Origin of the sequence: Maribacter luteus (assembly GCF_009674825.1) — a bacterium.
Taxonomy (GTDB): Bacteria; Bacteroidota; Bacteroidia; order Flavobacteriales; family Flavobacteriaceae; genus Maribacter_A; species Maribacter_A luteus.
Genome location: NZ_WKJH01000026.1, coordinates 26,998 through 53,425, shown reverse-complemented (window position 1 = coordinate 53,425; position 26,428 = coordinate 26,998). Strand labels below are relative to the sequence as shown.

The 26,428-nt window shown below is 40.3% G+C and carries 26 protein-coding genes; 10 read left to right on the top strand and 16 right to left on the bottom strand.

Annotated features, from left to right (window positions below):
- Nucleotides 1-24 precede the first annotated feature (24 nt).
- Both GJ691_RS16030 and GJ691_RS16025 read right to left on the bottom strand, forming a co-directional pair.
- The gene (locus GJ691_RS16030; RefSeq protein WP_154368722.1) at nt 25-1,257 is read right to left on the bottom strand and encodes a M48 family metallopeptidase; all 1,233 of its coding nucleotides are present in this window, start codon (nt 1,255-1,257) and stop codon (nt 25-27) included.
- A gap of 42 nt (nt 1,258-1,299) precedes the next feature.
- Nucleotides 1,300-2,112 carry a TrmH family RNA methyltransferase gene (locus GJ691_RS16025; RefSeq protein WP_154368720.1) on the bottom strand — a complete coding sequence of 271 codons (813 nt, stop codon included), beginning with the start codon at nt 2,110-2,112 and terminating at the stop codon, nt 1,300-1,302.
- Between the two features lie 240 nt (nt 2,113-2,352).
- Here GJ691_RS16025 and GJ691_RS16020 point away from each other — a divergent pair, with 240 nt between their 5' ends.
- Genes GJ691_RS16020 through GJ691_RS15990 form a run of 7 tightly spaced genes read left to right on the top strand, consistent with a single transcriptional unit; the run spans nt 2,353 to nt 6,886 of the window.
- Entirely contained in the window at nt 2,353-2,595 is a 243-nt protein-coding gene (locus GJ691_RS16020; RefSeq protein ID WP_154368718.1) for a MoaD/ThiS family protein, read from the top strand.
- Nucleotides 2,595-3,014 carry a molybdenum cofactor biosynthesis protein MoaE gene (locus GJ691_RS16015; protein ID WP_154368716.1) on the top strand — a complete coding sequence of 140 codons (420 nt, stop codon included), beginning with the start codon at nt 2,595-2,597 and terminating at the stop codon, nt 3,012-3,014. The genes GJ691_RS16020 and GJ691_RS16015 overlap by 1 nt, the downstream gene beginning before the upstream one ends.
- A 4-nt stretch (nt 3,015-3,018) precedes the next feature.
- Nucleotides 3,019-4,002, top strand: a complete 984-nt coding sequence (gene moaA, locus GJ691_RS16010; RefSeq protein WP_154368714.1) for a GTP 3',8-cyclase MoaA — start codon at nt 3,019-3,021, stop codon at nt 4,000-4,002.
- Nucleotides 4,003-4,476, top strand: coding sequence for a cyclic pyranopterin monophosphate synthase MoaC (gene moaC, locus GJ691_RS16005; protein ID WP_154368712.1), 474 nt, complete (start codon nt 4,003-4,005; stop codon nt 4,474-4,476). It abuts the gene before it with no gap.
- Nucleotides 4,460-5,053 (top strand): NTP transferase domain-containing protein, encoded by a 594-nt coding sequence (locus GJ691_RS16000; RefSeq protein ID WP_154368710.1) that lies wholly within the window; start codon nt 4,460-4,462, stop codon nt 5,051-5,053. The genes moaC and GJ691_RS16000 overlap by 17 nt, the downstream gene beginning before the upstream one ends.
- 2 nt (nt 5,054-5,055) lie before the next feature.
- A complete protein-coding gene (locus tag GJ691_RS15995) occupies nt 5,056-6,129 on the top strand; it encodes a HesA/MoeB/ThiF family protein (RefSeq protein ID WP_154368708.1) in 1,074 nt (357 codons plus the stop codon).
- Nucleotides 6,113-6,886 carry a sulfite exporter TauE/SafE family protein gene (locus GJ691_RS15990; protein WP_154368706.1) on the top strand — a complete coding sequence of 258 codons (774 nt, stop codon included), beginning with the start codon at nt 6,113-6,115 and terminating at the stop codon, nt 6,884-6,886. Before GJ691_RS15995 ends, GJ691_RS15990 begins: the two co-directional genes overlap by 17 nt.
- A gap of 17 nt (nt 6,887-6,903) precedes the next feature.
- Here GJ691_RS15990 and trpB read toward each other — a convergent pair whose 3' ends face one another.
- Entirely contained in the window at nt 6,904-8,106 is a 1,203-nt protein-coding gene (gene trpB, locus GJ691_RS15985) for a tryptophan synthase subunit beta (protein WP_154368704.1), read from the bottom strand.
- A 194-nt stretch (nt 8,107-8,300) separates the two neighbouring features.
- On the opposite strand from trpB, the gene GJ691_RS15980 reads away from it, so the two are divergent.
- Complete coding sequence (locus tag GJ691_RS15980; protein WP_154368702.1) at nt 8,301-9,491, top strand: molybdopterin molybdotransferase MoeA; 1,191 nt, start codon at nt 8,301-8,303, stop codon at nt 9,489-9,491.
- 48 nt (nt 9,492-9,539) lie between these two features.
- Here GJ691_RS15980 and GJ691_RS15975 read toward each other — a convergent pair whose 3' ends face one another.
- The 8 genes from GJ691_RS15975 to GJ691_RS15940 form a co-directional block, all read right to left on the bottom strand.
- A complete protein-coding gene (locus GJ691_RS15975; RefSeq protein ID WP_154368699.1) occupies nt 9,540-9,842 on the bottom strand; it encodes a GNAT family N-acetyltransferase in 303 nt (100 codons plus the stop codon).
- 150 nt (nt 9,843-9,992) lie between these two features.
- Nucleotides 9,993-10,502: a hypothetical protein gene (locus GJ691_RS15970; protein WP_154368698.1), complete on the bottom strand. Its 510-nt coding sequence runs from the start codon at nt 10,500-10,502 to the stop codon at nt 9,993-9,995.
- 106 nt (nt 10,503-10,608) lie between these two features.
- Complete coding sequence (locus GJ691_RS15965) at nt 10,609-10,980, bottom strand: hypothetical protein (RefSeq protein WP_154368696.1); 372 nt, start codon at nt 10,978-10,980, stop codon at nt 10,609-10,611.
- Between the two features lie 54 nt (nt 10,981-11,034).
- A complete protein-coding gene (locus GJ691_RS15960; RefSeq protein ID WP_154368694.1) occupies nt 11,035-12,504 on the bottom strand; it encodes a potassium/proton antiporter in 1,470 nt (489 codons plus the stop codon).
- A gap of 228 nt (nt 12,505-12,732) precedes the next feature.
- Nucleotides 12,733-14,223, bottom strand: a complete 1,491-nt coding sequence (locus GJ691_RS15955) for a mannitol dehydrogenase family protein (RefSeq protein ID WP_154368692.1) — start codon at nt 14,221-14,223, stop codon at nt 12,733-12,735.
- A 6-nt stretch (nt 14,224-14,229) separates the two neighbouring features.
- The gene (locus GJ691_RS15950) at nt 14,230-15,948 is read right to left on the bottom strand and encodes a purine-cytosine permease family protein (RefSeq protein ID WP_154368690.1); all 1,719 of its coding nucleotides are present in this window, start codon (nt 15,946-15,948) and stop codon (nt 14,230-14,232) included.
- 217 nt (nt 15,949-16,165) lie between these two features.
- On the bottom strand, nt 16,166-17,983 hold the full coding sequence (locus tag GJ691_RS15945; protein ID WP_154368689.1) for a long-chain-acyl-CoA synthetase: 1,818 nt from the start codon (nt 17,981-17,983) through the stop codon (nt 16,166-16,168).
- A 284-nt stretch (nt 17,984-18,267) separates the two neighbouring features.
- Complete coding sequence (locus tag GJ691_RS15940) at nt 18,268-18,780, bottom strand: VOC family protein (protein WP_154368687.1); 513 nt, start codon at nt 18,778-18,780, stop codon at nt 18,268-18,270.
- Between the two features lie 124 nt (nt 18,781-18,904).
- Here GJ691_RS15940 and GJ691_RS15935 point away from each other — a divergent pair, with 124 nt between their 5' ends.
- On the top strand, nt 18,905-19,219 hold the full coding sequence (locus tag GJ691_RS15935; RefSeq protein WP_154368685.1) for a winged helix-turn-helix transcriptional regulator: 315 nt from the start codon (nt 18,905-18,907) through the stop codon (nt 19,217-19,219).
- Between the two features lie 119 nt (nt 19,220-19,338).
- On the opposite strand, the gene GJ691_RS15930 is transcribed toward GJ691_RS15935, so the two are convergent.
- From GJ691_RS15930 to aceB, 4 genes are all read right to left on the bottom strand, one after another.
- The gene (locus tag GJ691_RS15930) at nt 19,339-20,511 is read right to left on the bottom strand and encodes a pyridoxal-phosphate-dependent aminotransferase family protein (RefSeq protein ID WP_154368683.1); all 1,173 of its coding nucleotides are present in this window, start codon (nt 20,509-20,511) and stop codon (nt 19,339-19,341) included.
- 1 nt (nt 20,512) lies between these two features.
- Nucleotides 20,513-20,992, bottom strand: coding sequence for a ribonuclease E activity regulator RraA (gene rraA / locus GJ691_RS15925; protein WP_154368681.1), 480 nt, complete (start codon nt 20,990-20,992; stop codon nt 20,513-20,515).
- A 98-nt stretch (nt 20,993-21,090) separates the two neighbouring features.
- Nucleotides 21,091-22,701 (bottom strand): isocitrate lyase, encoded by a 1,611-nt coding sequence (locus GJ691_RS15920; RefSeq protein WP_154368679.1) that lies wholly within the window; start codon nt 22,699-22,701, stop codon nt 21,091-21,093.
- A gap of 212 nt (nt 22,702-22,913) precedes the next feature.
- Entirely contained in the window at nt 22,914-24,512 is a 1,599-nt protein-coding gene (gene aceB, locus GJ691_RS15915) for a malate synthase A (RefSeq protein WP_154368677.1), read from the bottom strand.
- A 121-nt stretch (nt 24,513-24,633) separates the two neighbouring features.
- Here aceB and GJ691_RS15910 point away from each other — a divergent pair, with 121 nt between their 5' ends.
- On the top strand, nt 24,634-26,112 hold the full coding sequence (locus GJ691_RS15910; protein ID WP_154368674.1) for a helix-turn-helix domain-containing protein: 1,479 nt from the start codon (nt 24,634-24,636) through the stop codon (nt 26,110-26,112).
- 6 nt (nt 26,113-26,118) lie between these two features.
- Here the strand turns inward: GJ691_RS15910 and GJ691_RS19595 are convergent, their stop codons facing one another.
- Nucleotides 26,119-26,277, bottom strand: coding sequence for a hypothetical protein (locus GJ691_RS19595; protein WP_179955150.1), 159 nt, complete (start codon nt 26,275-26,277; stop codon nt 26,119-26,121).
- Nucleotides 26,278-26,428: the final 151 nt, after the last annotated feature.

The window sequence follows — 26,428 nt, the reverse complement described above, 5'->3', positions numbered from 1 at the left end:
ATCCCATTTAATCCACAACAAAAATTATGCCTTTAAATTCTTTACACGTGCGATTAAAGGCGGATGCGAATAATGCATAAAAACGTAGGCAGGATGGGGGGTGAGGTTACTTAAACTGTTCTTCGACAGTTTTTTAAGCGAGGATATCAGGGGTTTTGCGGCAAAGGTGTATTTGGCAAAATCATCGGCCTGGTATTCGAATTTTCGGGACAGGTAGTTCATGATCAATCCCGTTACTTCCGAAATAGGGCTATATAAAAGGCCAAAACCTATCAGTGCCGCATGGAAACTGGGCTGGGTAACGCCAATTGCTTTTGAAACTTCAGGATTATTGATGAACAATGATAAAAGAAAAAGTGTGAACCCTGTCATTAAAATAGAGATGACGAGATTAAAAATGATATGATTGCGTTTGTAGTGTCCTACTTCATGGGCAAGAACGGCGACGATTTCATCTTCTTCCAGATCGTTGATCAAGGTGTCGTACAGCGTTATTCTTTTTTCTTTTCCAAAACCCGAAAAATAAGCATTTGCCTTTGTTGATCGTTTGGAGCCGTCGATGACAAAAATATTCTTGATTTCAAAACCAACTTTCTTGGCATACCCTTCAATCTTATTTTTAAGACTACCTTCTTCCAATGGTTTCTGTTTGTTGAATAGCGGTACGATCAACCTACTATAGAACAAGTTCATGAACAGGGTAAAAACTGCAACAAGGGCCCACGCGTATATCCAAAAACCGGTTCCTGCCCATTCAAAAAACCAAATGATTAGTGCCAAAAGTCCTCCTCCGATTGTGGCCATCATGGCATATCCCTTTAATTTATCGAGCAAAAATGTGGTTTTGGTCATTTTGTTGAAACCGAATTTTTCCTCTATGACAAAGGTCTTGTAATAAGAAAATGGTGTTGTGATGATATCACTACCGATCATGATACACCCAAAGAATACCATGGCTATTATAATATTGTTGTCAGAAACCGCCCTTGCGATGGTGTCTATCCATTCAAAACCTCCGAATAAAAGAAAGCACAACGTTAATATTAAGGAAAATGAGGAGGTAAAAAGTCCGAATTTATAATTGATCTTCTTGTAATCCTGTGATTTTTGGTATTCCGTGACATCATAAACATCTTCCAAATCCTGGGGAATAGGATCCTTGTAGCGTTTTGAATTCAGATAGTCCAATGTAGTTTCGATAATGAATTCGATGACCAAAATGGCTATGATAGAATAAAACAAAGTAGTATGCGTCATATTAAATTTTTGGTTGGGTCTAATGTGGCGGCAAACTTTCACCTATGCCGATCGTTGCCGTTTTGCCTCAAATATAAGTATTGCAGCCGATACGGAAACGTTCATGGAATCTATTTCGCCTTCCATAGGGATTATTATATTCTTTGTTGATGCATTTAGCCATTCTTTTGAAAGTCCTATTGCTTCCGTACCCACAACAATGGCCGAAGATTCGGTAAAGTCTGTTTGCGTATAGTTTTCCGAGACCGATGATAATGCAGCACAATAGATGTTTATTTTCCTGTCTTTCAAAAATTCCAAAATTTCAGCGGTTGTACCAACACCAATAGAATTGGTAAATAGGCACCCTACACTGGATCGAATGATATTGGGATTGTAAAGGTCCCCTTTTGGATTGGCGATCAGTACCGCATCTAGATTAGCGGCATCTGCAGTTCGTAATAATGCACCGATATTTCCGGGTTTTTCCGGGGCTTCAGCAACAAGAATCAATACTTTGCCATGTTTAAGGGCAAGGTCTTTTAAGTCATGCTTTTTGGATCGAACGATTGCCACCACACCTTCGGTAGAACCACGGTAGGTCATTTTTTGATAAACAGCTTCCGATACTTCTATGAATTCGGGTGGCTTTTGAGAATCCTTTGTAATATTCACTACTTCCTCATGCGATATGATTTCGGGATCATAAAGCAAGGACTTTACATCATACCCAGCTTTTATGGCCAATGATAATTCCCTCTGCCCCTCCAAAATGAATAATCCTTGTTTTCTTCTTTCGCGGGATTTTTCCTGAAGAAGAACAATCTGTTTGATCAATGGATTTTGTAAGCTGCTAATTTGTTTCGGTGTACCCATGTATGCAAAAATAGTCGAAAGCCTTAAATTTAGGGACGTTTTTAGTTTAAAGTGATGTACATAAATAAAGGTTAAAAGCAATTACACTGAAAATTACCAATGATATTTTGATTAATTTAGATTAAATTGAAATTTGTATGTTGTACCATTGTGATATTTCTTTTGATAAAAGGGTATGATCCTTTACAAAAGTAAATGGTGCCATGAACGATTTTTGATAAAGAATCTGTACTTTGGGATATGGAAATAATCTTATTTGGAATTACTAAGGATATTGTGGGAAAATCCTCATTGAATGTTTCTGATTTGAACCAAAAACCTCGGTCGGTCGGTGAGCTGATAAGTTCGTTGAATGCTGCTTATCCGGAGTTCACAAAATTGTCCTCTTTCGCTGTTGCCGTTAATGGGGAGTATGCTTCCCAGGAGGTCGATTTAAAAGAAAATGATGAAATTGCAATAATTCCACCTGTAAGCGGAGGCTGATGAACGAACCAATTATAGAGATAGTAGAAAATATTGATACCGCCAAGGTATATACTGAATTGTCAGATTCCAAAAGTGGGGGAATTTGTGTTTTCGTGGGTACGGTACGGGATTTTACCAACAATGAACCCGTTATTTCGTTAGAGTTTGAAGCTTACAAATCAATGGCGATTAAGGAAATGGCGAAGATCATTGATCAAGCAGCGGAAAAGTGGCCATTGAACAGGGTGGTCATGCGCCATGCCGTTGGCCTAAAGAAGGTGAAAGAGCCGGTTGTGGTCATTGGCGTTTCAAGCGCACATAGAGAGGCATGCTTTGAGGCTTGTAGATATATGATAGATACGTTAAAGGAAACCGTTCCTATTTGGAAAAAGGAAATGTTCAAGGATAAATCAGTTTGGGTTTCTGCCCACCCTTAAGAATATGTTGATAGACAATCATAATAGGAAAATCAATTATTTACGTTTAGCGGTTACCGATCGATGTAATCTTCGCTGTAATTATTGTATGCCCGAAAGTGGGATAGATTTTTCGAAGAAAGATACCCTGTTCACCCTTGAGGAGTTGTCACGATTGAGCAGTATTCTGGTGTCCCAAGGAATTGATAAAATAAGGATTACAGGAGGAGAGCCTTTTGTGCGCAAGGATCTGATGGTTTTAATACGGAACCTATCGAACATGAAAGGTCTCAAAGATATATCCATTACCACGAATGCCACATTGATTGGCCCTTATATAACAGAACTTAAGGCTCTGGGTATTAAAAACATCAATGTGAGTATGGATGCCATAAACCGGGAAACCTTTAAAAAGATCACTCGAAGGGATGAATACAACATCGTTTATGACAACATCATACGAATGATCAATGAGGGTTTTAATGTACGTATCAATTTTATCGCATTGACAGGACAAAACACCCAGGATATACTTCCAATGTTGGCACTCGCCAAGAATTATAATGTATGTGTTCGTTACTTGGAAGAAATGCCGTTTAATGGTGGGTCTCGACATTTTGAAGGCAATACATGGGATTATAAACGTATTCTGTCGCATATCAAGGAGGCATATCCCGATTATGAAGAAATTCCGTCTGAGGCAACATCGACCTCCATGAATTATAAGATCCCCGGGTTTAAAGGTACTTTTGGGATTATACCGTCGTTTAGTCGTACTTTTTGCGGTAGTTGCAACAGATTGCGAATTACGGCAACCGGAGATGTGATTACTTGCTTGTATGCCCAGCCGAGTATGAATATCAGGGAAATATTACGAGGGGAATCATCTGAGGAAAAGGTAAAGCAACAAATATTGAAGGCAATAGGGAATAGGGCCAAAACAGGTTTTGAGGCCCAAAAACTACAAAAGGGAACATATACGAATTCAATGACCACAATCGGAGGATAAATGAAAAAAGAACTTTCACATATAGATGATAGGGGTAACGCTTCGATGGTTGATGTGTCTAACAAAGATGTTTCATCCCGAATGGCAACAGCCACAGGGCAGGTAAATTTTCCAAAGGATGTTTTCGAGACCTTGAAAGCGCAAGATTTCTTGGGAAAGAAAGGCAGTATTCTTCAAACAGCCATAATTGCAGGAATACAAGGGGTAAAGAAAACCTCGGAACTTATTCCGCTCTGCCATCAAATAAATCTATCTAAAGTGCATATCGATATACTGCCCAAAGAAAATACCTTACTGGTTACCTGCATGGTAAAATGTACAGAAAGGACAGGTGTTGAAATGGAGGCTTTGACCGGTGTATCGGTTAGTGCCCTGACAATTTACGATATGTGTAAAGCATTGTCGCACGATATCAAGATTTCGAATATTCAATTAGAACATAAATCGGGAGGTAAACATGACTTCAACCGTTAAATTATATGGTTTGGTCCTCTCTGGAGGACAGAGCAGACGTATGGGTAAGGATAAAGGTCTTATCGCCTATCATGGAATGCCCCAACGCGATTATTTATATCGATTGTTAGAGCAAGTGTGCGATAAGGCCTTTATGAGTATTCGAAAGGAACAGGCCACGGAAATACATGCAGATTTTAAGACCATTGTCGATGAGGATATTTTTAAAGGTCCCTTTAACGGAATCCTTACTGCCCACAAAGAATTTCCGGAAGTGGCATGGTTGGTATTGGCATGTGATCTTCCGCTGATCGATGAAAAAGCACTGCGTTACCTCATGGAACGCCGCAAACCTGATTCCTTCGCTACGGCCTATGCCTTAAAGGAAAACCCTTTACCAGAACCTTTATGTGCCATTTGGGAACCGAACGGACTTAAAAATGCAGTTTTATATATGCAGGAAGGTAAGAATGGGTCTTGTCCACGTAAATTCCTGATCAATAATGATACCCATTTGGTTCACCCTGAAAATGAGAATGTATTGATGAACGCGAATTCGGAATCGGATTATAAAGAAGCCTTGACGAAATTGGAATAAGTATGAATGGTGAACGATATTCCAGACAAACGCAACTGAAGGATTTTGGCCCAGAAGCCCAAACCCGATTGGCAAGTGCCAAATTATTGGTAGTAGGTGCAGGTGGTTTGGGTGTTCCGGTACTAATGTATTTGAATGCTATGGGTGTAGGTACCTTGGGCATTGTTGAGGAAGATGAGGTTTCACTTTCCAATCTACATCGGCAGGTTTTATATTCAGCCGATGAAGTGGGTTACGCCAAATTAGACGTTGCCATCGAAAGATTAAAAGCACAAAATTCTGATACCCATTTAATACCCTATTACGAGTTTCTAACCCTGGAAAATGCCCTGTCGATAATCGAGGGGTATGATCTGGTAATCGATGCTACGGATAATTTCCCGACCCGTTATCTGATCAATGATGCTTGTGTTATCCTGAAAAAACCTTTTGTTTATGGTGCATTACATGGCTTTGAAGGGCAGGTAAGCGTGTTCAATTATAAAAATGGCCCAACCTATCGATGTCTTTTTCCGAAAATGCCTACAGCCAAAGAAGTTCCCAATTGTAATGAGCATGGTGTACTTGGTGTTATTCCGGGAATAGTCGGAAACCTTCAGGCATTGGAAGCTGTTAAGGTACTAACGGGAATAGGGGAGGTGTTGTCCGGTAAATTGCTATTGTTCAATGGCCTGGACCAATCCTTTAGAAAAATAAAATTTGATAAGATCCCCTCGAACTTGGCTATTGAAGCACTGCAAGAAACCTATGGTTTTGAATGCACTCCCGAAAGTGATTCAATTGAGGCAACCGAATTCGAAAAGTTGTTGTCAGACGAAAGTATTCAGATCATAGATGTGCGAACGGTAGGGGAGTTCGAGGAATTCCATCTAAAAAATTCCGTAAACCTACCTTTGGATAAAATCGAGGATTGGAAACATAAATTAGACTATGATCGGGCTGTTTATGTTTTGTGCCATAGTGGTTCGCGGAGTCTGGAGGCGCAATCCATTCTTGTATCCTATAAAAATGGGTCCAAGGTCATTAACGTGAACGGAGGAATAGAGCAATTGAAAAAGTATGCTGTTAAGTATTGAAGGCTTGGTCCTACTATGTCTGGGTTTCTTTGTGGTCTCCACCTTATATTCCTCCGTTGGTTTCGGTGGTGGTTCTAGCTATTTAGCCTTATTGACCCTTGTACTGGTTAATTTTTTCGCCATTCGTTCCATTGCTTTGGTCTGTAATTTAGTCGTGGTTTCAGGAAGTACTTTTCTTTATCTAAAGCATGGGCATACACGGTTAAAGGACTTTCTGTCATTTGTTATAACCAGTATTCCCATGGCATTTATTGGCGCTTCTTTTAGATTGAAGGAAGAAGTGTTCTTCATTATCCTAGGGGCCGCTTTGATTATTTCATCCGTATCATTGCTCTATCAGACTTCTGGTATTCGCTGGAACGAACCCACGAAGGTTTATCCAAAATATTTAAGTTATATCATCGGGGGTACTATTGGGTTATTGTCGGGATTGGTAGGAATCGGTGGGGGTATTTTTTTGGCCCCTATCCTAAATCATATCAATTGGAATAAATCGGTTAAAATTGCGGCCCTGGCGAGCTTTTTTATTTTGGTGAATTCCATATCCGGTTTGGTAGGGCTCTTGGTCGCAGGTACAATTCAACTCCCATGGGTCGAGACCGTGGCACTTGGGGTTACGGTAGTGATTGGCGGACAATTGGGAGTAAGGCTAAGCCTTAAAAGATTGTCCGCCAATGGTATTAAAAGAATAACTGCGATTCTTGTGTTAATTGTTGGTTTACGGGTGTTATTGGTAAACGGATTAGGGTTGTTTTAATTGATCAGTCCCTTCTGTTATTCGGGCATCTCATAATTCTCGACAACAAAATCAAGGTCTTTGTCACCTCTACCGCTTAAATTCACCAATATCGATTTTTGTGGATTTTCCTGTGCCAGTTTAAAGGCATAGGCAACAGCATGTGCACTTTCAAGGGCAGGGATAATGCCTTCCAAACGACTTAGTTCAAAGAAAGCATCAATGGTTTCCTTGTCCGAAACTACATCGTAGTTTACTTTCTTCAAATCTTTCAGCATACTATGTTCAGGGCCTACACCAGGGTAATCCAAACCACTTGCCACTGAATACACTGGACTCGGTTCCCCATTTTCATCCTGTAAAGTGTAGCATTTGAATCCGTGGATAATACCGGGTTTCCCCAAGGTCATGGTAGCGGCATGTTCTCCATGTTCCAAGGAACGTCCTCCTGGTTCAACACCATAGAGACTGCATTCACTGTCATCCAAAAAGGCAGAAAAAATACCCATGGCATTACTACCTCCACCAACGCAGGCCACGACATTATCAGGTAATTCACCCGTCATGTCAAAGAACTGTTCCTTTGCCTCAATACCTACGACACGTTGAAAATCGCGTACCATCATAGGAAATGGGTGTGGGCCTACTACGGATCCAATGCAATAAATGGTATTGATCGGGTCTTTCATATAAGCTTCAAAGGCGGAGTCAACGGCTTCTTTCAAAGTTTTCAGCCCGTGGGTAACCGGTACTACTTTAGCGCCAAGGATACGCATACGCACTACATTGGGCCGTTCCTTTGCCATATCTACTTCTCCCATATGAATTTCACATTCCAGGCCAAAATAAGCGGCGGCAGTTGCTAAGGCAACCCCATGTTGCCCCGCTCCGGTTTCGGCAATCAATTTCTTTTTGCCCAAGTGTTTGGCTAAAAGTGCCTCTCCCATACAATGGTTCAATTTATGGGCCCCTGTATGGTTTAGGTCCTCCCTTTTCAAATAGATCCTTCCGCCATATTTGTCAGACAGGCGATTACAGTAATAAACAGGGGTAGGACGACCTTGATAGTGTTTTCTAATACTTCTAAGTTCCGAGATAAAACTGTGCGATTTACTGATGGCATAATACGCATCGGTAATTTTTTTCATCTCCTCTTCTAGCATGGGGGGTATAAATGCTCCGCCATATTCATTGAAAAATCCTTCTTTGTTCGGGTAAGTCTTAAAATAATTCTCGGTCATAATCTGATTTCTTGGGTCAATTGAAACTAAAATTTTATCGTAAGTTAAAATTACGGATTTTGCTTTTTATAATCGATGTGCATAAGTGGCCTTTTTTTATGATATGTTCTTTAATAGTAGACCATGTTTTAGGTAGTGATGCTATACTTATTTCTATCTTTGGGGTTAAGTGCTCATTTTTAATGGTTTTTGGTATGATAAATTTTAATGATGCGTATTCAAAGGTGTTGGAACATACTTTGGATTTGGGGGCTGGGATAGTGGCTTTGGAGCAAAGTGAAGGCAGGATTCTTGCAGAGGATATTTTGGCGGATAGGGATTTTCCTCCTTTTGACCGTGCTACCAAAGACGGAATTGCCATTAATTCAAAAGCCTTAAAAGAAGGAATAAATTCTTTTAAGATCGAAGCAATTGCCAGTGCCGGAATGCCCCAGCAAAAACTGAGTGACATCCATAATTGTATTGAGATAATGACCGGTGCAGTAGTACCTAAAAATGCCGATACGGTGGTGATGTACGAACATTTGGAAATCAAAAATGGGCACGCCACTTTATTGAAAGATGCAATTGCAGGCCAAGATGTACACCCAAAAGGGAGCGATGTTGTATCCGGAACTGTACTATTACATAAAAATACGCGTATCGGGCCTGCGGAAATAGGGGTTTTGGCTTCTGTGGGTAAATCTGGGCTTAAGGTGAAAAAGCTACCAAAAGTGTGTGTGATTTCTACAGGAAATGAGTTGGTAGAGGTTTCGGAAATACCCTTGCCCCATCAAATACGAAAATCGAACGTACTTTCACTTTGTGCTGCTTTACAGAGAGAAGGGATCGTCGCCAATCCAATACATCTTAAAGATGATAAATCAGATATTCGAAAAGAACTGTCCCATATTTTGGAAACCTACGATACGGTTTTATTGAGTGGTGGTGTGTCTAAAGGAAAGTTCGATTTTATTCCTGAAGTTATGGCAGATCTTAAGGTGGGGAAAGTGTTTCATAGAGTGGCCCAAAAGCCAGGAAAACCTTTTTGGTTCGGTGTGCAGCCAGATCTTAAAACCGTTGTTTTTTCATTTCCGGGCAATCCTGTTTCCACTTTTGCCAATTATCATGTGTACTTTCTCCCATGGTTGTATAGCTCATTAGGTCTTGAGATAAGGAATGAGCAGGTTTTTTTGAACGGCCCAGTGATAGCGAAACCGCCATTGACCCGTTTTGTACAGGTGAAAACCGATAATAGGAAAGGAAGTCTTTGGGTGAATCCCGTACGTGAGAATGGGTCGGGCGATTTAACCAGTTTGGTGCACTCTGACGGATTTATATGTTTGGCCCCAAGGGAAGAAGCTTATGGGGTAGGGGAGCTTGTGAACTATATAGCGACTAAGTAGAACCTGTTTTATATTTTTGGCCGTTATCTCAATAAGTGGGGTAAGGATTTAGTTGATCAGCACTTCTTGGAGATTTTGGTTCTTTTCGATTACTTTTTTTGCATATGAACAAAGTGGTTCTATTTTTAAACCGTTTTCCTTGGCAAATTCCACAGCTTGAATGACCAATAATTTACCGAAGCCTTTTCCTCCGAAATTTGGGTCAACAGTTGTGTGGTCGATACTGAATGTTGTTTTGGCTTTCCAAGTATAAATCATTTCACCGGCAAAAATATCATTTTCGAAGAGGACAAATCGTCCATTTTCCATACCGTCTTCCTGTACGATCCTTGTTGCATCTTTTCTGTTCATAGGGCTGTTATTTGTGAATTTTTACTTTAAGCCGATAGTTCCAATTATTAAAAGTAATAAGATTTTAAATAGGGGTCTTATCTATATGTTGCCAAGTATATTAAAGAAATGAAAAAATGCCCAATGTAAATCACATTGGGCATTAATGAATCAGCTCTTGGGAGACAATAGGATATTGATGTTGGTGGCCCATTTTTGCATTGCATGCAGCTCACCATTTATTTGATAGCTGATGTCCGCATTAAAAAACTCCCATTTGATTTCCGGTTGGTCTTTTGCCTTTGGAATAAATCCCAGTTCCAGTTTATCGATTATTGTTTTGGTTCCGTTCTTATCGCCATTTTTGTTTCTGAACGTTCTACCTGTATTGATGACCTCACATTTTTTGATGTTGGAAAGATCAACAAATTGTTCTTCCTCTTTTTCTTTTGTACTTCTAGTGAAGAACAATGCATTATGTTCCTTGTCCATGCCTATTGCGAAAGTACCGAATACCTCTTGTTGGTTTATCTGGCAATTGTGCTTGTTCGCATTGTTCTGAAGTGCTTGAATAAATTGTTTTTCCTTTTTCTTTCTGCTCCTTCCAATCATTATAAAAGGTAGCATACATATCGTGATAATAATAGCACCTACTATGGCGCTTCCTAAATCCATGTTCATTTTAGTTATTTTTTAAATTTATAAGTAGTTGATCGGGCCAAATGCATTGCAAGGCCTAACGGAATAAAACCTGTCATTCGAAGAGGTCTGACAGTTTATAAATGAATCACCAAAAATAATGGAAAGGGAAAATGATATCGGTGGCCCTAAGCTGAATGGGGGCACCTTTTAAAAAATTGCGATATTGGGTGTAAACAGCGTTTAATAATTGCTCACTACCCTTTGTTGAAGACCATATTTTCGCAATCGGATTTTCGCAATTAGGTTCGGGTAGAAAGTTGAAACTTTCTATGGAACTTTCAAAGACAGAAAAATGGCCGTATAAGTTGTTCGTTACAAAGGTGTGCTGCTTACCTAAATCCGTAGTGGTGCTTTTTGTTACATCAGGAATGAAGGTGTTTGTCCTAACAACATGTATTGCTATACAGTAAATGGCCATTAAGACGGTTACACAGAAAATCCTGATACTATTTTTCATGCTGCAAATTTAATTGAATTGTTTTTTCGTGATAAAGAACAATCATACATTTTTTCAATTCAATGTCATTTTAAGGGCATTGTAAACATTGTTCATGATTTCCGGTCTCTCGGCAAGAACGATCAGTGTATCCTGAGACTCGATTATAGTGGCACCGTTCGGGGTTACATAACTATCATCCCTTTTTATCATTGCGATTATGGCGTTTCTGGGAAAACCTAATTCAACGATTTTCTTATTCACTGCAAAACTATCTGGAGGTATGAAGATTTCTTTCATTTCCGTTTTCGGGTTTTCTGCAAGTAATAAGTCGGTCGGTGATGGTTTTTTGGTTTCACCCGGCATTGCCACATTCAGCCATTTAGCCACTAGGGACAACGTAGTGCCTTGGATCAAAACCGAAGTAACGGATATGAAGAATACGATATTGAATATCATATTTGCCTTATCTATACCTGCCAATAGGGGATAGGTCGCAAATACGATTGGGGCTGCCCCACGTAAACCTACCCATGAAATATAGAAGCGTCTTCTAAGTTTCATCCTAAAAGGTAATAGACTAATGAAAACCCCAACAGGACGAGCCACTACAATCAGGAAAACCGAGATGAGAAGACCTATTCCCATAATGGGCAGTATTTGTGATGGGAAAACCAATAGGCCCAACGTAAGGAACAAAACGATCTGCATTAGCCAAGCCAATCCATCATACATTTTAAGAATGGTTTTTTTATGTATCAAGTCTTGGTTGCCAAGGTAAACGGCACACATATAAATGGCCAGGAACCCATTACCTCCGACAAAATCTGTTGCCGAGAACGTTATGAACATAAGGGTAATGACCAATACGGGATAAAGTCCTTCGAAATCGAGTTTTATTTTATTGATGATGAACTTACTGAGACGACCAAATCCCAAACCGGCAAGTCCGCCTATGACCATCTGTTTTAGAAATAGGGGGATGATCGAGGTAATGCCAAGATCCTGGTTGATGACCAAAGACAAAAATGCGATGGTCAATACATAGGCCATGGGGTCGTTACTTCCGCTTTCCAACTCCAATGTTGGTCTTAGATTGGTCCTAAGGGCAAGGTTCTTAGAACGCAGTATAGAGAATACGGCAGCTGCATCCGTTGAGGAAACAATGGATCCCAATAGCATACTTTCATAAATGGTCAACCCTGTAAACTGCCAAACGAAAACACCAAGGGTAAGGGCAGTCAACAAAACACCTACCGTTGATAGGGCAATACCTTCCCATAGGATGGGTTTTATCGCTGGCCAGCTGGTATCGAGGCCACCTGAAAAAAGAATGAAGTTGAGCGATACAATACCGATGAACTGGGTTATTTTGGGATTGTCAAAATGAATACCGCCGATTCCGTCAGATCCAGCTAACATCCCTATGGCCAAAAATAACAAAAGGGTAGGTACACCGAACTTATAAGATGTCTTACCGGCAAATATGCTGATCAGCAGTAGTAAGGACCCGACCAATAAGATGTTTTCGATGGTTAAATTCATTCTCTAGTTTCTGTTTTTCCTAAAGTCTACAAAGGTATGGTATTGTTGGTTTTCTTGTTTTTTTCAACTGTTGATACTGCTCAATTTTAATAAAGATTTAATAGTATAAGTTGTTTATGGTAAAAGATGGATAAGTATTTGAAAAAAAATAGCCATAGCAAATTTGGACTATGGCTTATTGGATCTTAGGTAATTTTGTTAAATCAATCAGATTAAATCAATAGGGTTTCAAAGCATTGATTCCATGATTTTTTTTACATCCGGGTTTTTATAGATTTCCTGAACCTTTTCAGTATATGAAGTCGCAAACCTTTTGTTCTTGGCAAGGTCTCCGAATAGGGACTCTTGCTTTATGAATGCCAATGGGTCGGTTATGGTCCGTTTTGCGGCTTCATGTAGTTCATTGGCCATAACATCTATGATTTCAATAGGTTGCCCGTTTTTATCTTTTCCTTTATCACTGTAGTAACACCATGCGGCAATGACCAAGGTTGTTAATTCAATACTGCCATTGTTCGTTAAGTTCTCATCTAAGGTTTCAATCAGGAATTTCGGTAGTTTGGCAGAAGTTTCGGAACAAATGCGGCTGACACTATCCTTAATGTTGGGGTTTGCAAAGCGTTCTTGAAGACTGTCTTTATATTTGTCAAGATCAATACCTTGTACTTTATCCAAAGTTGGGGTGGCCTCGGTATCCATGAACTTTCTTAAGTACTTGGAGAATACTTCATCCTCAATACAAGAGTTGATGGTTTTATGGCCATGGATGGCACCTAATAAACCTAAAACGGAATGACCTGCGTTGAGCAACCGTAGTTTCATTTTCTCATAAGGCTTTACATCGGGTACGAACTGTGCACCTACCTTTTCATACCCTGGTCTACCATTTGAAAATTTATCCTCTATAACCCATTGAAGAAAAGGCTCGCAGGTAACGGGCCATTCATCTTTTAAGCCGTAGGTTTTTTCCAAATAATCAATATCCGATTGCGTGGTAACCGGTGTTATGCGGTCTACCATACTATTGGGGAAACTAACTTCTTTTTCAATCCATTCGGCCAATTCCGAATCCTGTTTCTTCGCGAAAGTTAGGAGCATGTTCCGTGCAACATCTCCATTGTGCTGAATGTTGTCACAGGACATTATGGTGAAAGCGGGTATGCCTGCTTCACGACGTTTTCTCAAAGCGGCGGTTAAATAACCGTAAACTGTTTTTGGGCGCTCAGGATGCTTCAATTCGTGTTGAATGTCAGGGTTCTCAAAATTGAATTCCCCTGTTGCGGGATTGAAGTTATACCCTCCTTCGGTAATGGTTAGTGAAACGATTTTGGTATGAGGGTTTGCCATACGTTCAATAACTGGATTAGGGTCGTCTGCGCCTAATAAGAAATCGACCAGCGAGCCTATAACCTGTGGTTTTACCTCACCATCAGGATGTTTTACCATTAGGGTGTAGAGTCCGTTTTGTTTTGTAAGTACATCATGTATTTTTCGGTCAGCTTCACGTATACCAATGCCGCAGATGCCCCACTGTTTTCCAGAGCTATTGAATTTTTCAAGAAGGTTATGGGTGTATAATGCTTGGTGGGCCCTATGAAAACCACCGACACCGATATGTATTATGCCTATTTCAATTTCATTTCTATCGAAGTCGGGGCAGGGGATACGTTTTTGGATCTCTGCCAAATTACCGTTATTGAGGTAGAGGATATTTTCCATATTCTATTAATTGGTGTTTTTTTGTTTTTTACGTCTGAGTGCCCAATATGCCGTTACAAAATATATTAGGGTACAAATAAATCCGTATTGATAAAAATTCTCACGATTGGCGAAATAGGCATTTTCATCCATGCTATTGAACATGGTTATGCCGGCCAATATCAGTGTTATGGCCAATGCCAGGATGGCGATACTCCTCAGGAGTTTACTGAAGTTAGAATCGTCTTTCACTGTTTTTGGTTCCAGTGCCGCTTTTTGTTCTTGGAACCTTTCAATATTTTCATTTCGAATTTCATCCTCTTTTTGAGCCTCAGGGTATTTATCTTTTGCGCCATAACGGGAAGCCAAAAAGGTGTAGATCAAAATGGTGAAAATCCAAGTGGGGATGAAAAGATAAAAGAAAGACATAACGTTCAGGGCATTAAGTCCAAAACCGAACAATAGGCCCAATGCCCAAGCAGCAATGGCCGGCGTACTGAACGTTAGTTTGCGGTAGGAAGACCAGTAACGGGTATATCCTATTCTTGGAAATATTTGGTGCTCTGCAAAAACGATGCCCCCGACCGGTACTACCAAAAGTCCGGCATATGTTAATAAGGGGAGTATTTGTGAAAACACAAAAGGGAAACAGGCTACGATTACCGTAATCAGACCTACGGTAAGTGTGGTGGTTTTTCGGGAATGATTATGGAAAATGGCTTGGGCCGCCAACCCTGCCCTGTAGAGGTTTGTTATAGCCGTTGTCCATCCGGCAACGATGACGATAACGAAACCTGACCACCCCAGTGCGTAGTAGGCAACATCACCTGGATCTAATTCCACTATGCTTTTACCCAAGATCACGGCGGCACCTGCGCCCATGATTCCCGCAGCGATCCATGCCACATAATGGCCGAACATCATTCCGGTACTTGTCGCCAATCCATAAATTTTCTTCTTGGCGAAACGTAATAAGGCCATGTCTATTAGTCCAAAATGGGTAATGGTATTGGCTGCCCATGCGAAACCTATGACCTCGACCAAACCAATGCCGGGTTCGCCTTCACTGTTAATCCCTGTCCAAATGGATTGATTGCCAATGCTTATAAAATCGCTCCAGCCATTAGGTAAAGTCTTGCCCAATACGTCTAAGGATAGGGCAGGCAAAAGAACTAGGGCGCCACTGGTGAACATTACGAACAACCATGGGGCGCAAATTCCCGAAAATTCAGATACCGCATTAAATCCGTATATGGCTATGGATACTACTACCATACCCACAACAAAGACGATTAATAAAAACCATACATTGGTCGGATACCAATTCAATTGGGCAGGTATGTCAAAAGCAAAACGTACCGCTGTGGCCGAAACGGTTACCATGGCCGCGGAAATTACCGTAAAGATGATGACGTTCGCCCAATTGTAGAGTTTTGTCATTGAGTCGCCCGCAATCTTGTTAAGGTATGTGTAAAGGCTTAATCTTGTATCTACCGCAATGGGTGAGGTAATGAACGTCCAGCTAAGAACAGCTAAGATGTTACCGATCAAAAGCCCCAATAGAATATCCATCGTTTTTGCACCGAGGGCAACAAAGGTCGCACCTATGACAAATTCGGTCGCGGCAACATGTTCCGCAGCATATAGTCCCGCAAAATGGGTCCAATCATGTAATTTGTTCTTAGGAACCGGTAATTGTTCTTCGGCAAGGTTTTCGAACTGTTCAAAATCTTTTGGTCTATCCATAGGTAAGGTTGGTGAAGGGAATAGGGATCCCTGAAATTAGGTTGCTGAGGTTTTATACATTTTCAAATAAAGTCAGGACCTATTGTTTAAGGTCTTAAAAGGTAAAAATATTCGAATTCTATATCAGGAATCAATCGACGGGTTCATACCCTAAATTTAAGGTTTTCAAATTAATTAAACCATTTAACCCAATGTTAATTGAATAGATGAATTCAAATTAAAAAATATGGCTTCCTTCTTGGATTTCTTTTAATAGATTTTTATCCAAATGAACATATTCGTTATTTTTCGGAAGCATTACATATACAGGGTCTTTACAATTGAAACCTTCTTTTTTCAAATCGAATTTTTTGATTTTATGGGTGTGGGTGAAATCGATATCACCCTTTATTCGAATGAAGATCGGTATGGCATATTTAGGGAGTTCTTTGTGTAATTTCCCGGTCAAGGATGTCATATCGAAATTTTCAACCTTATGTTTTACAATAGTTGCCATACCTGCCCTACCGTCGTTATTAGGTATCTGTACGCCATAGACGGCACACATTTCAACTCCTTTGACCTGACCGATTATTCCCTCAACTTCTGCAGTGGCAACGTTTTCGCCTTTCCAACGAAATGTATCCCCGATCCTGTCCACAAAGCGGGCGTGTCGAAAACCGATATCTTGTAAAAGGTCACCGCTGTTGAACCACATGTCCCCGGTTTTCAGTACGTTTCGAAGAATTTTGTCCTCATTACGTTTCTTGTTCACATAGCCATCGAAAGCTGATTTTTCACTGATTTCGGAAATCAATAATCCGGTTTCCCCTTTTTTGACCGGAATGCAAAAACCGTTGTCGCTCTTCAAGGGGGTGTCATTTTCCACATCATATTTTATGATCTTGTAATTTTGAGGGCACCATCCGATGGTACAATCAAAATTCAAGGTATTGGTAAAACTGGTATTACCATCGGCAGCGCCATAAAACTCGTAGATGTTTTTAATTTGGAAACGTTCCTTAAACTGGTGCCAAATATCAGGCCGTAACCCGTTGCCCATTATTTTTGTGATTCTGTGTTTTTTCTCCAAGTCAGAAGGTGGGGCATTCAATAAATAACGACACAATTCCCCAATGTAAATAAAGGCCGAGACATTGTATTTGGCAACGTCTTCCCAAAAATGTGTGACCGAGAACTTCCTTCTCATAACCATGGTACAAGAAGCCGCAAGTGCCGTAGGCCAGCCAACGATAATTGAGTTTGTGTGGTAAAAGGGTAGGGGAACGTACATAACATCGTCGGTGTTGAGGTTCATGTTCACCTTGCCGAACCAATAGTATGTCGCCATCCACTTTCTGTTCGTTTGTCTCGATGCTTTGGGTAACCCTGTAGTTCCTGACGTAAATACATTGGCGTAAATCTGACTGGCCTTTATTTGTGATGTTGTGTTAGGGTTGGTCGTATCAACTTTTGTCAGTTCCATTTTAAGATCAATGTAGTTCTTGGGACAGGATCCTTTACCTTGATCACTTAGCCAATAATAACTAGGGTCGGCCAGGTTATTAATGATTTCCTTAACGTCTTCGAATTCAGGTACGAGCTCCTCACCGATGATCAGGTGTTTGGATTTTGTCAACTCTATGGCATGTATTAACGTCTGTTCCCTTTGATTGGGGTTGATAAGGGATATAATAGCCCCGATTTTTGCGCAAGCCGCGATCAAAAAGAGCAGTTCAGGTCTGTTTTCCAAGAAAACGATGACCGTTTCACCATTTTGAACCCCTTTCTTTAAAAGGTAGTTGGCATATTGGTTTATGGTTTCGTTGAATTCGGTATAGGTATAACTTTGGTCCTCGAACCTAAGGGCGACTATATTCCCATGTTTGGCGGCATTGGATTCTATGATCCTGCCAATGGAAGCATAACTGTTAGGGCTGATACCCTTGGCTTTTTTTACATTCTGTATGATTCTGGGGAATTGAGGGGCAAGTTTTAATAATTTTCCAACCATCCTTATTAAGGTCGGGTTGTGGTTTTGATAATTTTTGGCCATTGATCAAGATCCTACGATAGTAATTTAATTCTAGTTCCCAAAAGTTCAGTTAGCTGTTATTTTGGGAAAGAAAAGATAGTGATTTCGAACAATAGTAAATGGGAAATCGGGAATAATAATTAAAAGGGGGTAGTAAAGGTAAAGGAGGTGAACCTGCCAAAACCTATACTTGTTGGCATAGGGGAAAACGGAATCTTTAAAAAGATCCCGTTTATCAGTTGCCTTATTTGTGGAATTTCCTTTGTTGGTCCACCGTAGTTAGAATGTGCGTTTAGCGATTCGTTTTATGACGAATAAGCGCCCGAAGAATATGTTAGTTCATAGCTATGGGTATAGATTTCGAAAACAATCCCGAAGGGATCTTCCACATAACACATTCTGTAAGGTTTGTCTTCAGGGTAATAGGCCCTAATGGGCATACGCTGTTTACCACCAAACGCCACGATTTTATCTATCAATCCTTCTATATCGGGATCTTGTACCGAGAAATGAAATAGTCCGGTATTAAAAGGGTTGAATTCGGGAGCTTCTTTTACGCCGTGGGGAAAGGAAAACAATTCAATACCAATACCATCTGAAGTGGCTAAATGCGCGATTTCGAATTCTTCCCAGTCATCGCCAAAAACGTCGATACACATTTGTCCTATAGCGGTTTCATTTTCTTTTTTCACTTTGGATGGCTCCATGATTACATACCATCCCATCACGTTTGAATAGAATTTTACGGCCTTTTCAATATCAGGGACCGTAATCCCGATGTGTGAGAATGATTTTGGATAATTTTTATCTGATGTCATAGCTATTTGTTTAAATAAGTTACAAAATAAGCATATATTTATCCTTTGGGCAATAACTTACTTAAAAGTCCTATAGTTACCTAAAGGAGTAAAATGCTGTAAATCAGATTTATAAGTTTTTATAATGGATAAAAATAATTGCTGTCCGCTCAATTATACCATGGGTTTAATTGGGACCAAATGGAAACCATTGGTATTGTTCCATTTATTGGAAGGACCACTGCGTTCGGGAATATTACAAAAGAAAGTTCCGGGGATTTCGAATAAAATGTTTACCCAAACCTTACGGGAATTGGAAAAGGACGGACTTATTTATAGGAAAGTCTTTCCTGTTGTTCCCCCAAAGGTGGAATATGGATTAAGTGAACGTGGGAAAACCCTTGAAGATATCCTAAGAAGTTTGGATCAGTGGGGTGTCTCGGATAGTCAAAAGTCTTAGAAAAAAAACAATAGGTGAAATACTAGTGAATTGTTGCCTATATATGTGTTTTTAAACCTTCGATTATTAATGGTCTTTCTGCTCTTTGGGCACGTCTTCTTTTTGAATTAAAAAATGCATCAATCAGTCTGCATTAGTTCATTTTGAAAACTTTGCAGGCTTATACCCGATTCTATTGGCTGCCCTAATTCCAATAAAGCGCATTCCAAAGCACTTAATACCGCCACTAGGTCGTTTGGTGAGACGGAGCCCATATGTCCGATTCGGAAGTATGAGGTCTTTATTTCTGCGAGCAATCCTCCTGCAACGATTACATTTTTTTCGGCAATTTTAGCACGAAGGGCGGCACCATCAATCCCTTTTGGGTAGTAAGCAGCAGTTAAGGTATTGGCCGCAACCTGATTTGATTTCGGTAAGATCTCCAGATTTAAAGAAGCTAGTGCGGCTCTAAAGGCCTTGGCTAAATTTTGATGCCTTTTGACCCTATTGTCCATACCTTCTTTACAAATGATCTTTAAACTGGTTTCCAGCGCTACGATTAAGTTGACCGCAGGTGTTCCGAAGTAAGAAGGTTTTCTTTCTTCGTACGCCTTCATTATCGGCAGCCAATTGCCCCAATCTGAATAATAACTAGCTACAGGTGTCTGCCTGTTTTTAAAAACATCAATCGCTTTTTGCGAAGCCATTAAAAGAGCAAGACCTGGTGGTACCCCGATCGCTTTCTGTGAGCCCGTTAAAACCATATCGATTCCCCATTCGTCTTGTTTTATTTCTTCCCCTGCCACGGAACATACGCCATCGAGAATGGTTAGTACCCCATATTTTTTTGCTAACTGTGCTATAGGTTTGGGGTGCATTAAAATGCCTGTTGAGGTATCTACATGGGTTATGGTCAGCGCTTTATATTTTCCGGTTTTCAATTCGTTTTCAATAGCTTCAACCGAAACGATTTCACCAATAGGTGCTTCTAAAATAGTGGTGTTGGCTCCGTAACGATCTAGGATGTCCTTAAAACGTTTGCCAAAATATCCAGAGGAAATAACTAGTACATGGTCGCCTTGTTCAATAAGGTTGGCTGCTGCCATGTCCATAGCCAATGTTCCTGTTCCTGCAACGATAAAGGGCTGCCCTGTCGGCGATTGCCAAACCTCCCTCATCAATTCAAGACTGTTTCCGAAAACCTCTATAAAGTTCGGGGCTATATGGCTGGTTGTTGCCATGCCCATTGCACGTAAGACTTCCGGCTCAAACTCAATTGGACCAGGGATCATAAGTAATTTTCTTCCTTTCATGCTATTTCAATAAATTATGTTCGCTAATAAGAATGCCATCATGGTCTACATAAATATATTCACTTGGTATAAAGGTAACACCTCCGAACGTAATTGGAATGTCGACCTCGCCAATATTTCGTTTAATGCTTTTTACCGGGCAAGTATTGATTGCCCTAATACCAATGTCCATTGAATTGATCAGATGACTGTCGCGAAGACAGCCGTATATGATAATGCCGTTCCAGTTGTTCCTAATGGCTAGAGCGGCCAATTGGTCACCGACCAAAGCACAACGTAAGGAGCCACCGCCATCAATGACCAGAACCTTTCCTTTACCGTCGGTTTCGAGTTTCTTTCTTACCAAGGAATTGTCTTCGAACAATTTAAGGGTCGATATTTTCCCTGAAAAAACCTTTTTCTTTCCGTAGGGGCGGAATATGGGTTCTACGCAATTTAATTGAGCTTTGTACTCGTCATAAAGGTCAGCTGTTGTGAACATATCTGTTGGATGTTGTGAGGGAAATCAATGGAATTATTAAAAAAAAAAGGCAAAGGCGACAATCGTACATCGCCTTTACCCAGGAATCGGATTGGAAATTATTTCGTAAGAATAAGTTCTATCGTTTCCTCTTTCTCATTCAGTTCAAACTGATTGCTTGTGTTCTTCTCGCCACCTGCTTTCAAAGCTTTTTCACCGGCAAAGAAGGTCTTGTGGTCATCGCCCAAGTCAGAACCTGCCATACGTTGGTGTTTAACACAAGAAACACCTTTTCTGATTTCTTGACGTTGGACGGCATCTACATAGGCCAACATACCTTTATCACCGAAATAGCCCTCTACAAGATCGTTCATGTGCAATGCCGTAGTATGATAGGTAGGCAAGGTGATCAAATGGTGGAATACACCGGCATGTTCAGCGGCATCTTCCTGGAAGGTCCGGATCATTTCGTCTGCTTTTCGTGATAAGGCCGTACCATCGTATTTGGCGTCCATTAAATTCTCACGAGTATAGTCTGATACATCCTCTCCTGCCTCTTTCATGGCATCATAAGCTTGTTGGCGGAAATTGATCGTCCAGTTAAAAGAAGGTGAATTGTTATACACCAGTTTCGCGTTTGGCACCTGCTCTTTAACCCTGTTCACCATATGGGCAATTTGTTTCACGTTTGGTGTCGGGGTTTCGATCCAAAGTAAGTCGGCCCCGTTTTTTAAGCTGGTAACGCAGTCAAGCACAACGCGATCTATATTGGAATTTTCCTTGAACTTGTACAATCCGTTCGGCATGCGTAATGGGCGTACCAATTTCCCGTTCCGTTTAAAAAGGACATCGTTCTCATTAACATCTTCCATAGAAACCTCTTCGGCCTCTACAAAATCCATGTATTGGGAAGCCAAATCACCTTCTTCCTGGGAAACCGGTAGTTTTTGGGTTAAACCGGCTCCTTCCGAATCGGTTCTTGCTACGATGATCCCTTCCTCGATCCCCAATTCCAAAAAAGCATATCTAAGCGCATTTATTTTTGCGATGAAATCTTCGTGGGGTACGGTTACCTTACCGTCTTGATGCCCGCATTGCTTGGCATCGGAAACCTGATTTTCTATTTGAAGTGCACAAGCACCGGCCTCGATCATTTTTTTTGCTAAAAGATAGGTTGCTTCTTCATTTCCAAAACCTGCATCGATATCGGCGATGATGGGAACTATGTGTGTTTCAAAATTATCTATTTCCGATTGCACGTCTTCACCGGCATCCAAACGACGGAAAAGATCGTTCAATTCTACAGCGTCTGCCTGTTTTAAAAAGGTGTATATTTCTTCTATCAACTTTGGAACGGCGGTTTTTTCGTGCATGGATTGATCAGGCAAAGGGCCTAATTCGGAACGCAAGGCGGCTACCATCCAACCGGAAAGGTATAGGTATTTTTTGTTCGTTGTGCCATGATGTTTTTTAATGGCGATCATTTTTTGTTGGGCAACAAAACCATGCCAGCAACCTAAAGATTGGGTGTATTGGGAGGAATCCGCGTCATAATCTGCCATGTCCTTACGCATGATGCCTGCCGTGTATTCGGCAATGTCCAGTCCTGTTTTAAACCTATTCTGTATTGCAATACGTGCTGCGTTTTCCGGACTTATACTTGCCCAGGTGTTTCCGTGTTTCGCTTTTAAGTTTCGTATTACGTCTATGGCGTTATTATACTGTATCATAATCAAAAGGTTTAAAGTTTAATGTAAATGGATGTGTTAGAACTTAATGTTGAGGGTGTCTTTTGGGCGCTGTAATCAACCGTGTTGCTGATTGCCCAATTTGTTACGAGTGTTCGTGTTTTCTCCAGATTTTCCATAGTTTTGTAATATGTTATTATTAGTAATAATTAGATCCTGTTGATTGTGTCCGCAATCGCAGGATTGTTTTTTTTCTATATGTATTGATACGCAGTTAGCGTTAAGAATTCTTCAAACTCTTCGGAAAGTACCAATTGGTCAAATAGTTCGAATGCCAGTTTGAATTTGGTGTTCTTCAGGTTGTCTTCCCCATATTCGGTAATGATCTTTTCGATTTCACTATCAAAAAGTTCGGCATAAAGCGCAATGTTGAATTTTCGTCCATCCTCTAGTTTAACCTCGTTCTTAAGCCATTGCCACACTTGGGTCCTGGATATTTCCGCAGTGGCGGCATCCTCCATTAAATTATAGAGGGCAACGGCGCCATATCCGCGTAGCCATGCTTCTAGGTATAGAATACCGACATTGATGTTTTTTCTGATGCCGGCTTCGGTAACGGTACCTTGAGGTATTTCTACCAATTCCGCTTCGGTAATCTGTATATCTTCCCTGGTAACATGCAACTGGTTTGGTGTGGGCATGTACTTATCAAATTCTGACATTGCAACTGCCACTAAGGCCGGGTGGGCTACCCAAGTGCCGTCGTGACCGTTCTTAACTTCGCGATTCTTGTCCTTTCTTACTTTTTCCAAAGCTTCTGCATTTGCGGATGGGTTGTTCTTGATCGGAATTTGGGCCGCCATACCACCTATGGCCAATATTCCCCTTTTATGACATCGTTGGATCACCAATTTCGAATATGCATCCATAAAAGGTGAGGTCATCGTTACTTGATCACGGTTGGGGACGACGAAATTCGGGTGGTTCCTGAATTTTTTGATGTATGAGAATATGTAATCCCATCGGCCACAGTTCAACCCCACGATATGATCTTTTAGTTCGTAGATGATTTCATCTAACTGAAAACTTGCGGTTATCGTTTCTATTAAAACCGTTGCTTTGAACGTACCGTTGGGTACATCAAGGTATTCTTCGGCGAATGTGAATACATCGTTCCACCAACGTGCTTCTGTATAGTGTTCCAATTTAGGCAGATAGAAGTAGGGTGCTGTGTTCTGTTCCATAAGTGTTTTTGTGTTATGGAATACGTAAAGACCAAAATCCATTAAACTGCCAGATAGTTCCTCACCTTTTATGATGATATGTCTTTCGTTCAAGTGCAGTCCTCTGGGTCTTACCAATAGAACAGCGGTTTCTGGATTTAAAGAATAGGATTTGCCATTATCGGGATGAACAAAAGAGATGGTTTTTTTATTGGCATCAATCAGGTTCTGTTGCCCTTCAATTGCGTTTTCCCATGTAGGGGCGGTACTGTCTTCCAAGTCGGCCATAAAGGTTTTGGCACCTGAATTCAATGCGTTAATGATCATCTTCCTGTCTACCGGCCCTGTAATTTCTACACGCCTGTCCTGTAGGTCATGGGGAATGTTGCCGGCTTTCCATTCGCCATTGCGAACTTCCATTGTTTCATTCGGGAATTTTGGAAAACCGCCTGCATCGAAGAATTTCTGCTGATTTAGCCGTTCTTCCAAAAGCGATAACCTTCGGTTATTGAACTTCTGGTGTAATGCGAATAGGAAGGCCAAAGCCTCTTCGGTGAGGATTTCGGGATAGTGATTATCTACCTCTTTTGAGAAGATAATATTCGATTTTTTTAATAGTGTGTTTTCCATGGTGCTAATGAATTTAGACAACAATGATAAAACAAAGATTTAAAAAAAACAAGCGAACGTTCGCTAAAAATGTTTTTTCGCAAAAAAATACATGTTCGCAAAAAGCTTTATATTTGTAATTATGGAAGAGGGTTATATAAAATTGATATTTGGGCTAAAGCTAAAGCAGATAAGGACTGACAGGAATTTATCCTTGTTCGGATTATCTAAACTTTCGGGTCTTTCAAAATCGTATTTGAACGAAATTGAAAATGGAAAAAAATATCCGAAACCTGACAAAATCGCTATTCTTTCCGAGAAATTGGACGTGCCATATGACCAAATGGTGTCCTTGAAGTTGGATAAAAACCTAGCTCCGATCGGGAATTTATTAAAGTCCAAGATCTTGAAAGAGATTCCTTTAGAGCTTTTCGGGATCAAAGAAAGTAACCTGATAGATATTGTGGCCAATGCCCCCGTAAAGGTGAATGCCTTTATAAGTACGATTATTGAGATCGCGCAAAACTATAATTTCAGTAGGGAGAGTTTTTACCTTGCATCGGTTCGTTCGTTCCAAGAGGCAAACAACAATTATTTTGACGATTTGGAACAAAGTGTACTTAAATTTTCCAAAGCTTACCAGATTGATCTGGATAGCAGGTTGTCTTCCAAAGAACTCGAAGAAATTTTGATAGAGGAATTTGGATATAAGATCAATGAAAACGAATTGTTGAAGTATGAGGCCTTGGGTAGTTTACGTTCCGTCTTGGTACCAAAAACGAAAACGTTATTGCTTACCAATGAAATCGATGAGGCCCAACGAACCTTTATTTATGCCAAGGAACTTGCTTATAATTTTTTAGGGATAAAGGAACGTCTGTATACTTTTCCGTGGATTAAGTTCGATACCTTCGATCAAGTACTGAACAACTTTTATGCTTCTTATTTTGCAGGTGCCTTGGTAATACCCAAAGCTAGGCTTACTGAGCAATTGAGTAGTGTTTTTGCAAAAAACACTTTTGATACGGCCTTGTTCTTACAAGCCATTAACTCTTTTAATGCTTCTCCGGAATCATTTTATCAACGTCTCACCAATATTTTACCCAAGGAATTCAATATTCAAAATCTTTTTTTCTTGCGATTTACACATAAGGCTAAAAGTGATCAATTCCATTTAAAAAAGGAATTGCATTTGTCCCATCAGCATTCACCACATGCAAATGAAACCAATGAGCATTATTGTAGAAGGTGGGTGTCCATAAAGATGTTGAAAGATATTCGTAAGAGTAAAAATGAACACGAATTCGATATTCAGATTTCCAATTACGAGGACGACGGAATGAAATATTTGGTATTTTCTTCAGCCACGAAAGATCCCTTTAAGCAAGATTATTATCGCAGCATAACCATTGGTTTGCTTTTGAACAAACAGTTAGAGCGAAAAGTTAAGTTTTTGGACGACCCTAAGATCAAAACACAAAATGTGGGGGTCACCTGTGAACGATGTGCCATAAAGGATTGTAAGGTTAGAAAAGCACCGGCAATTGCGTTGGAGAAAAAGGCCAAAAACATAAAAATTGAGAAAATAGTGGAAGAATTGAACCAAAGGTTCGGTTCGTGAAAATCGTTAAAAAGAGGGTGTAGGCTTGTTGTTTTCTTTTCGGGTTCCCATCCTAGGTTTATAGGGTAGGGTTTGTGTAATAAATGCATTTTTCAACAAATGGGTTAACTCATGCATTTTAATGGCCATTTTGGGTCTTGGCTTGTTGTAGGGAGCATTGACCATAAAACCCATTTTTGTAAAACAGAAAAAACCCTTTAAGATCGCCAATCTGATAAAAAGGAGTAGGAATTAATTATTTATATACAAAAGTGTAGGTTAAAATAAGTCCCGTTGAAAAGGTTGCTGATATTAGGCTTATCTTAGGATGTACTGA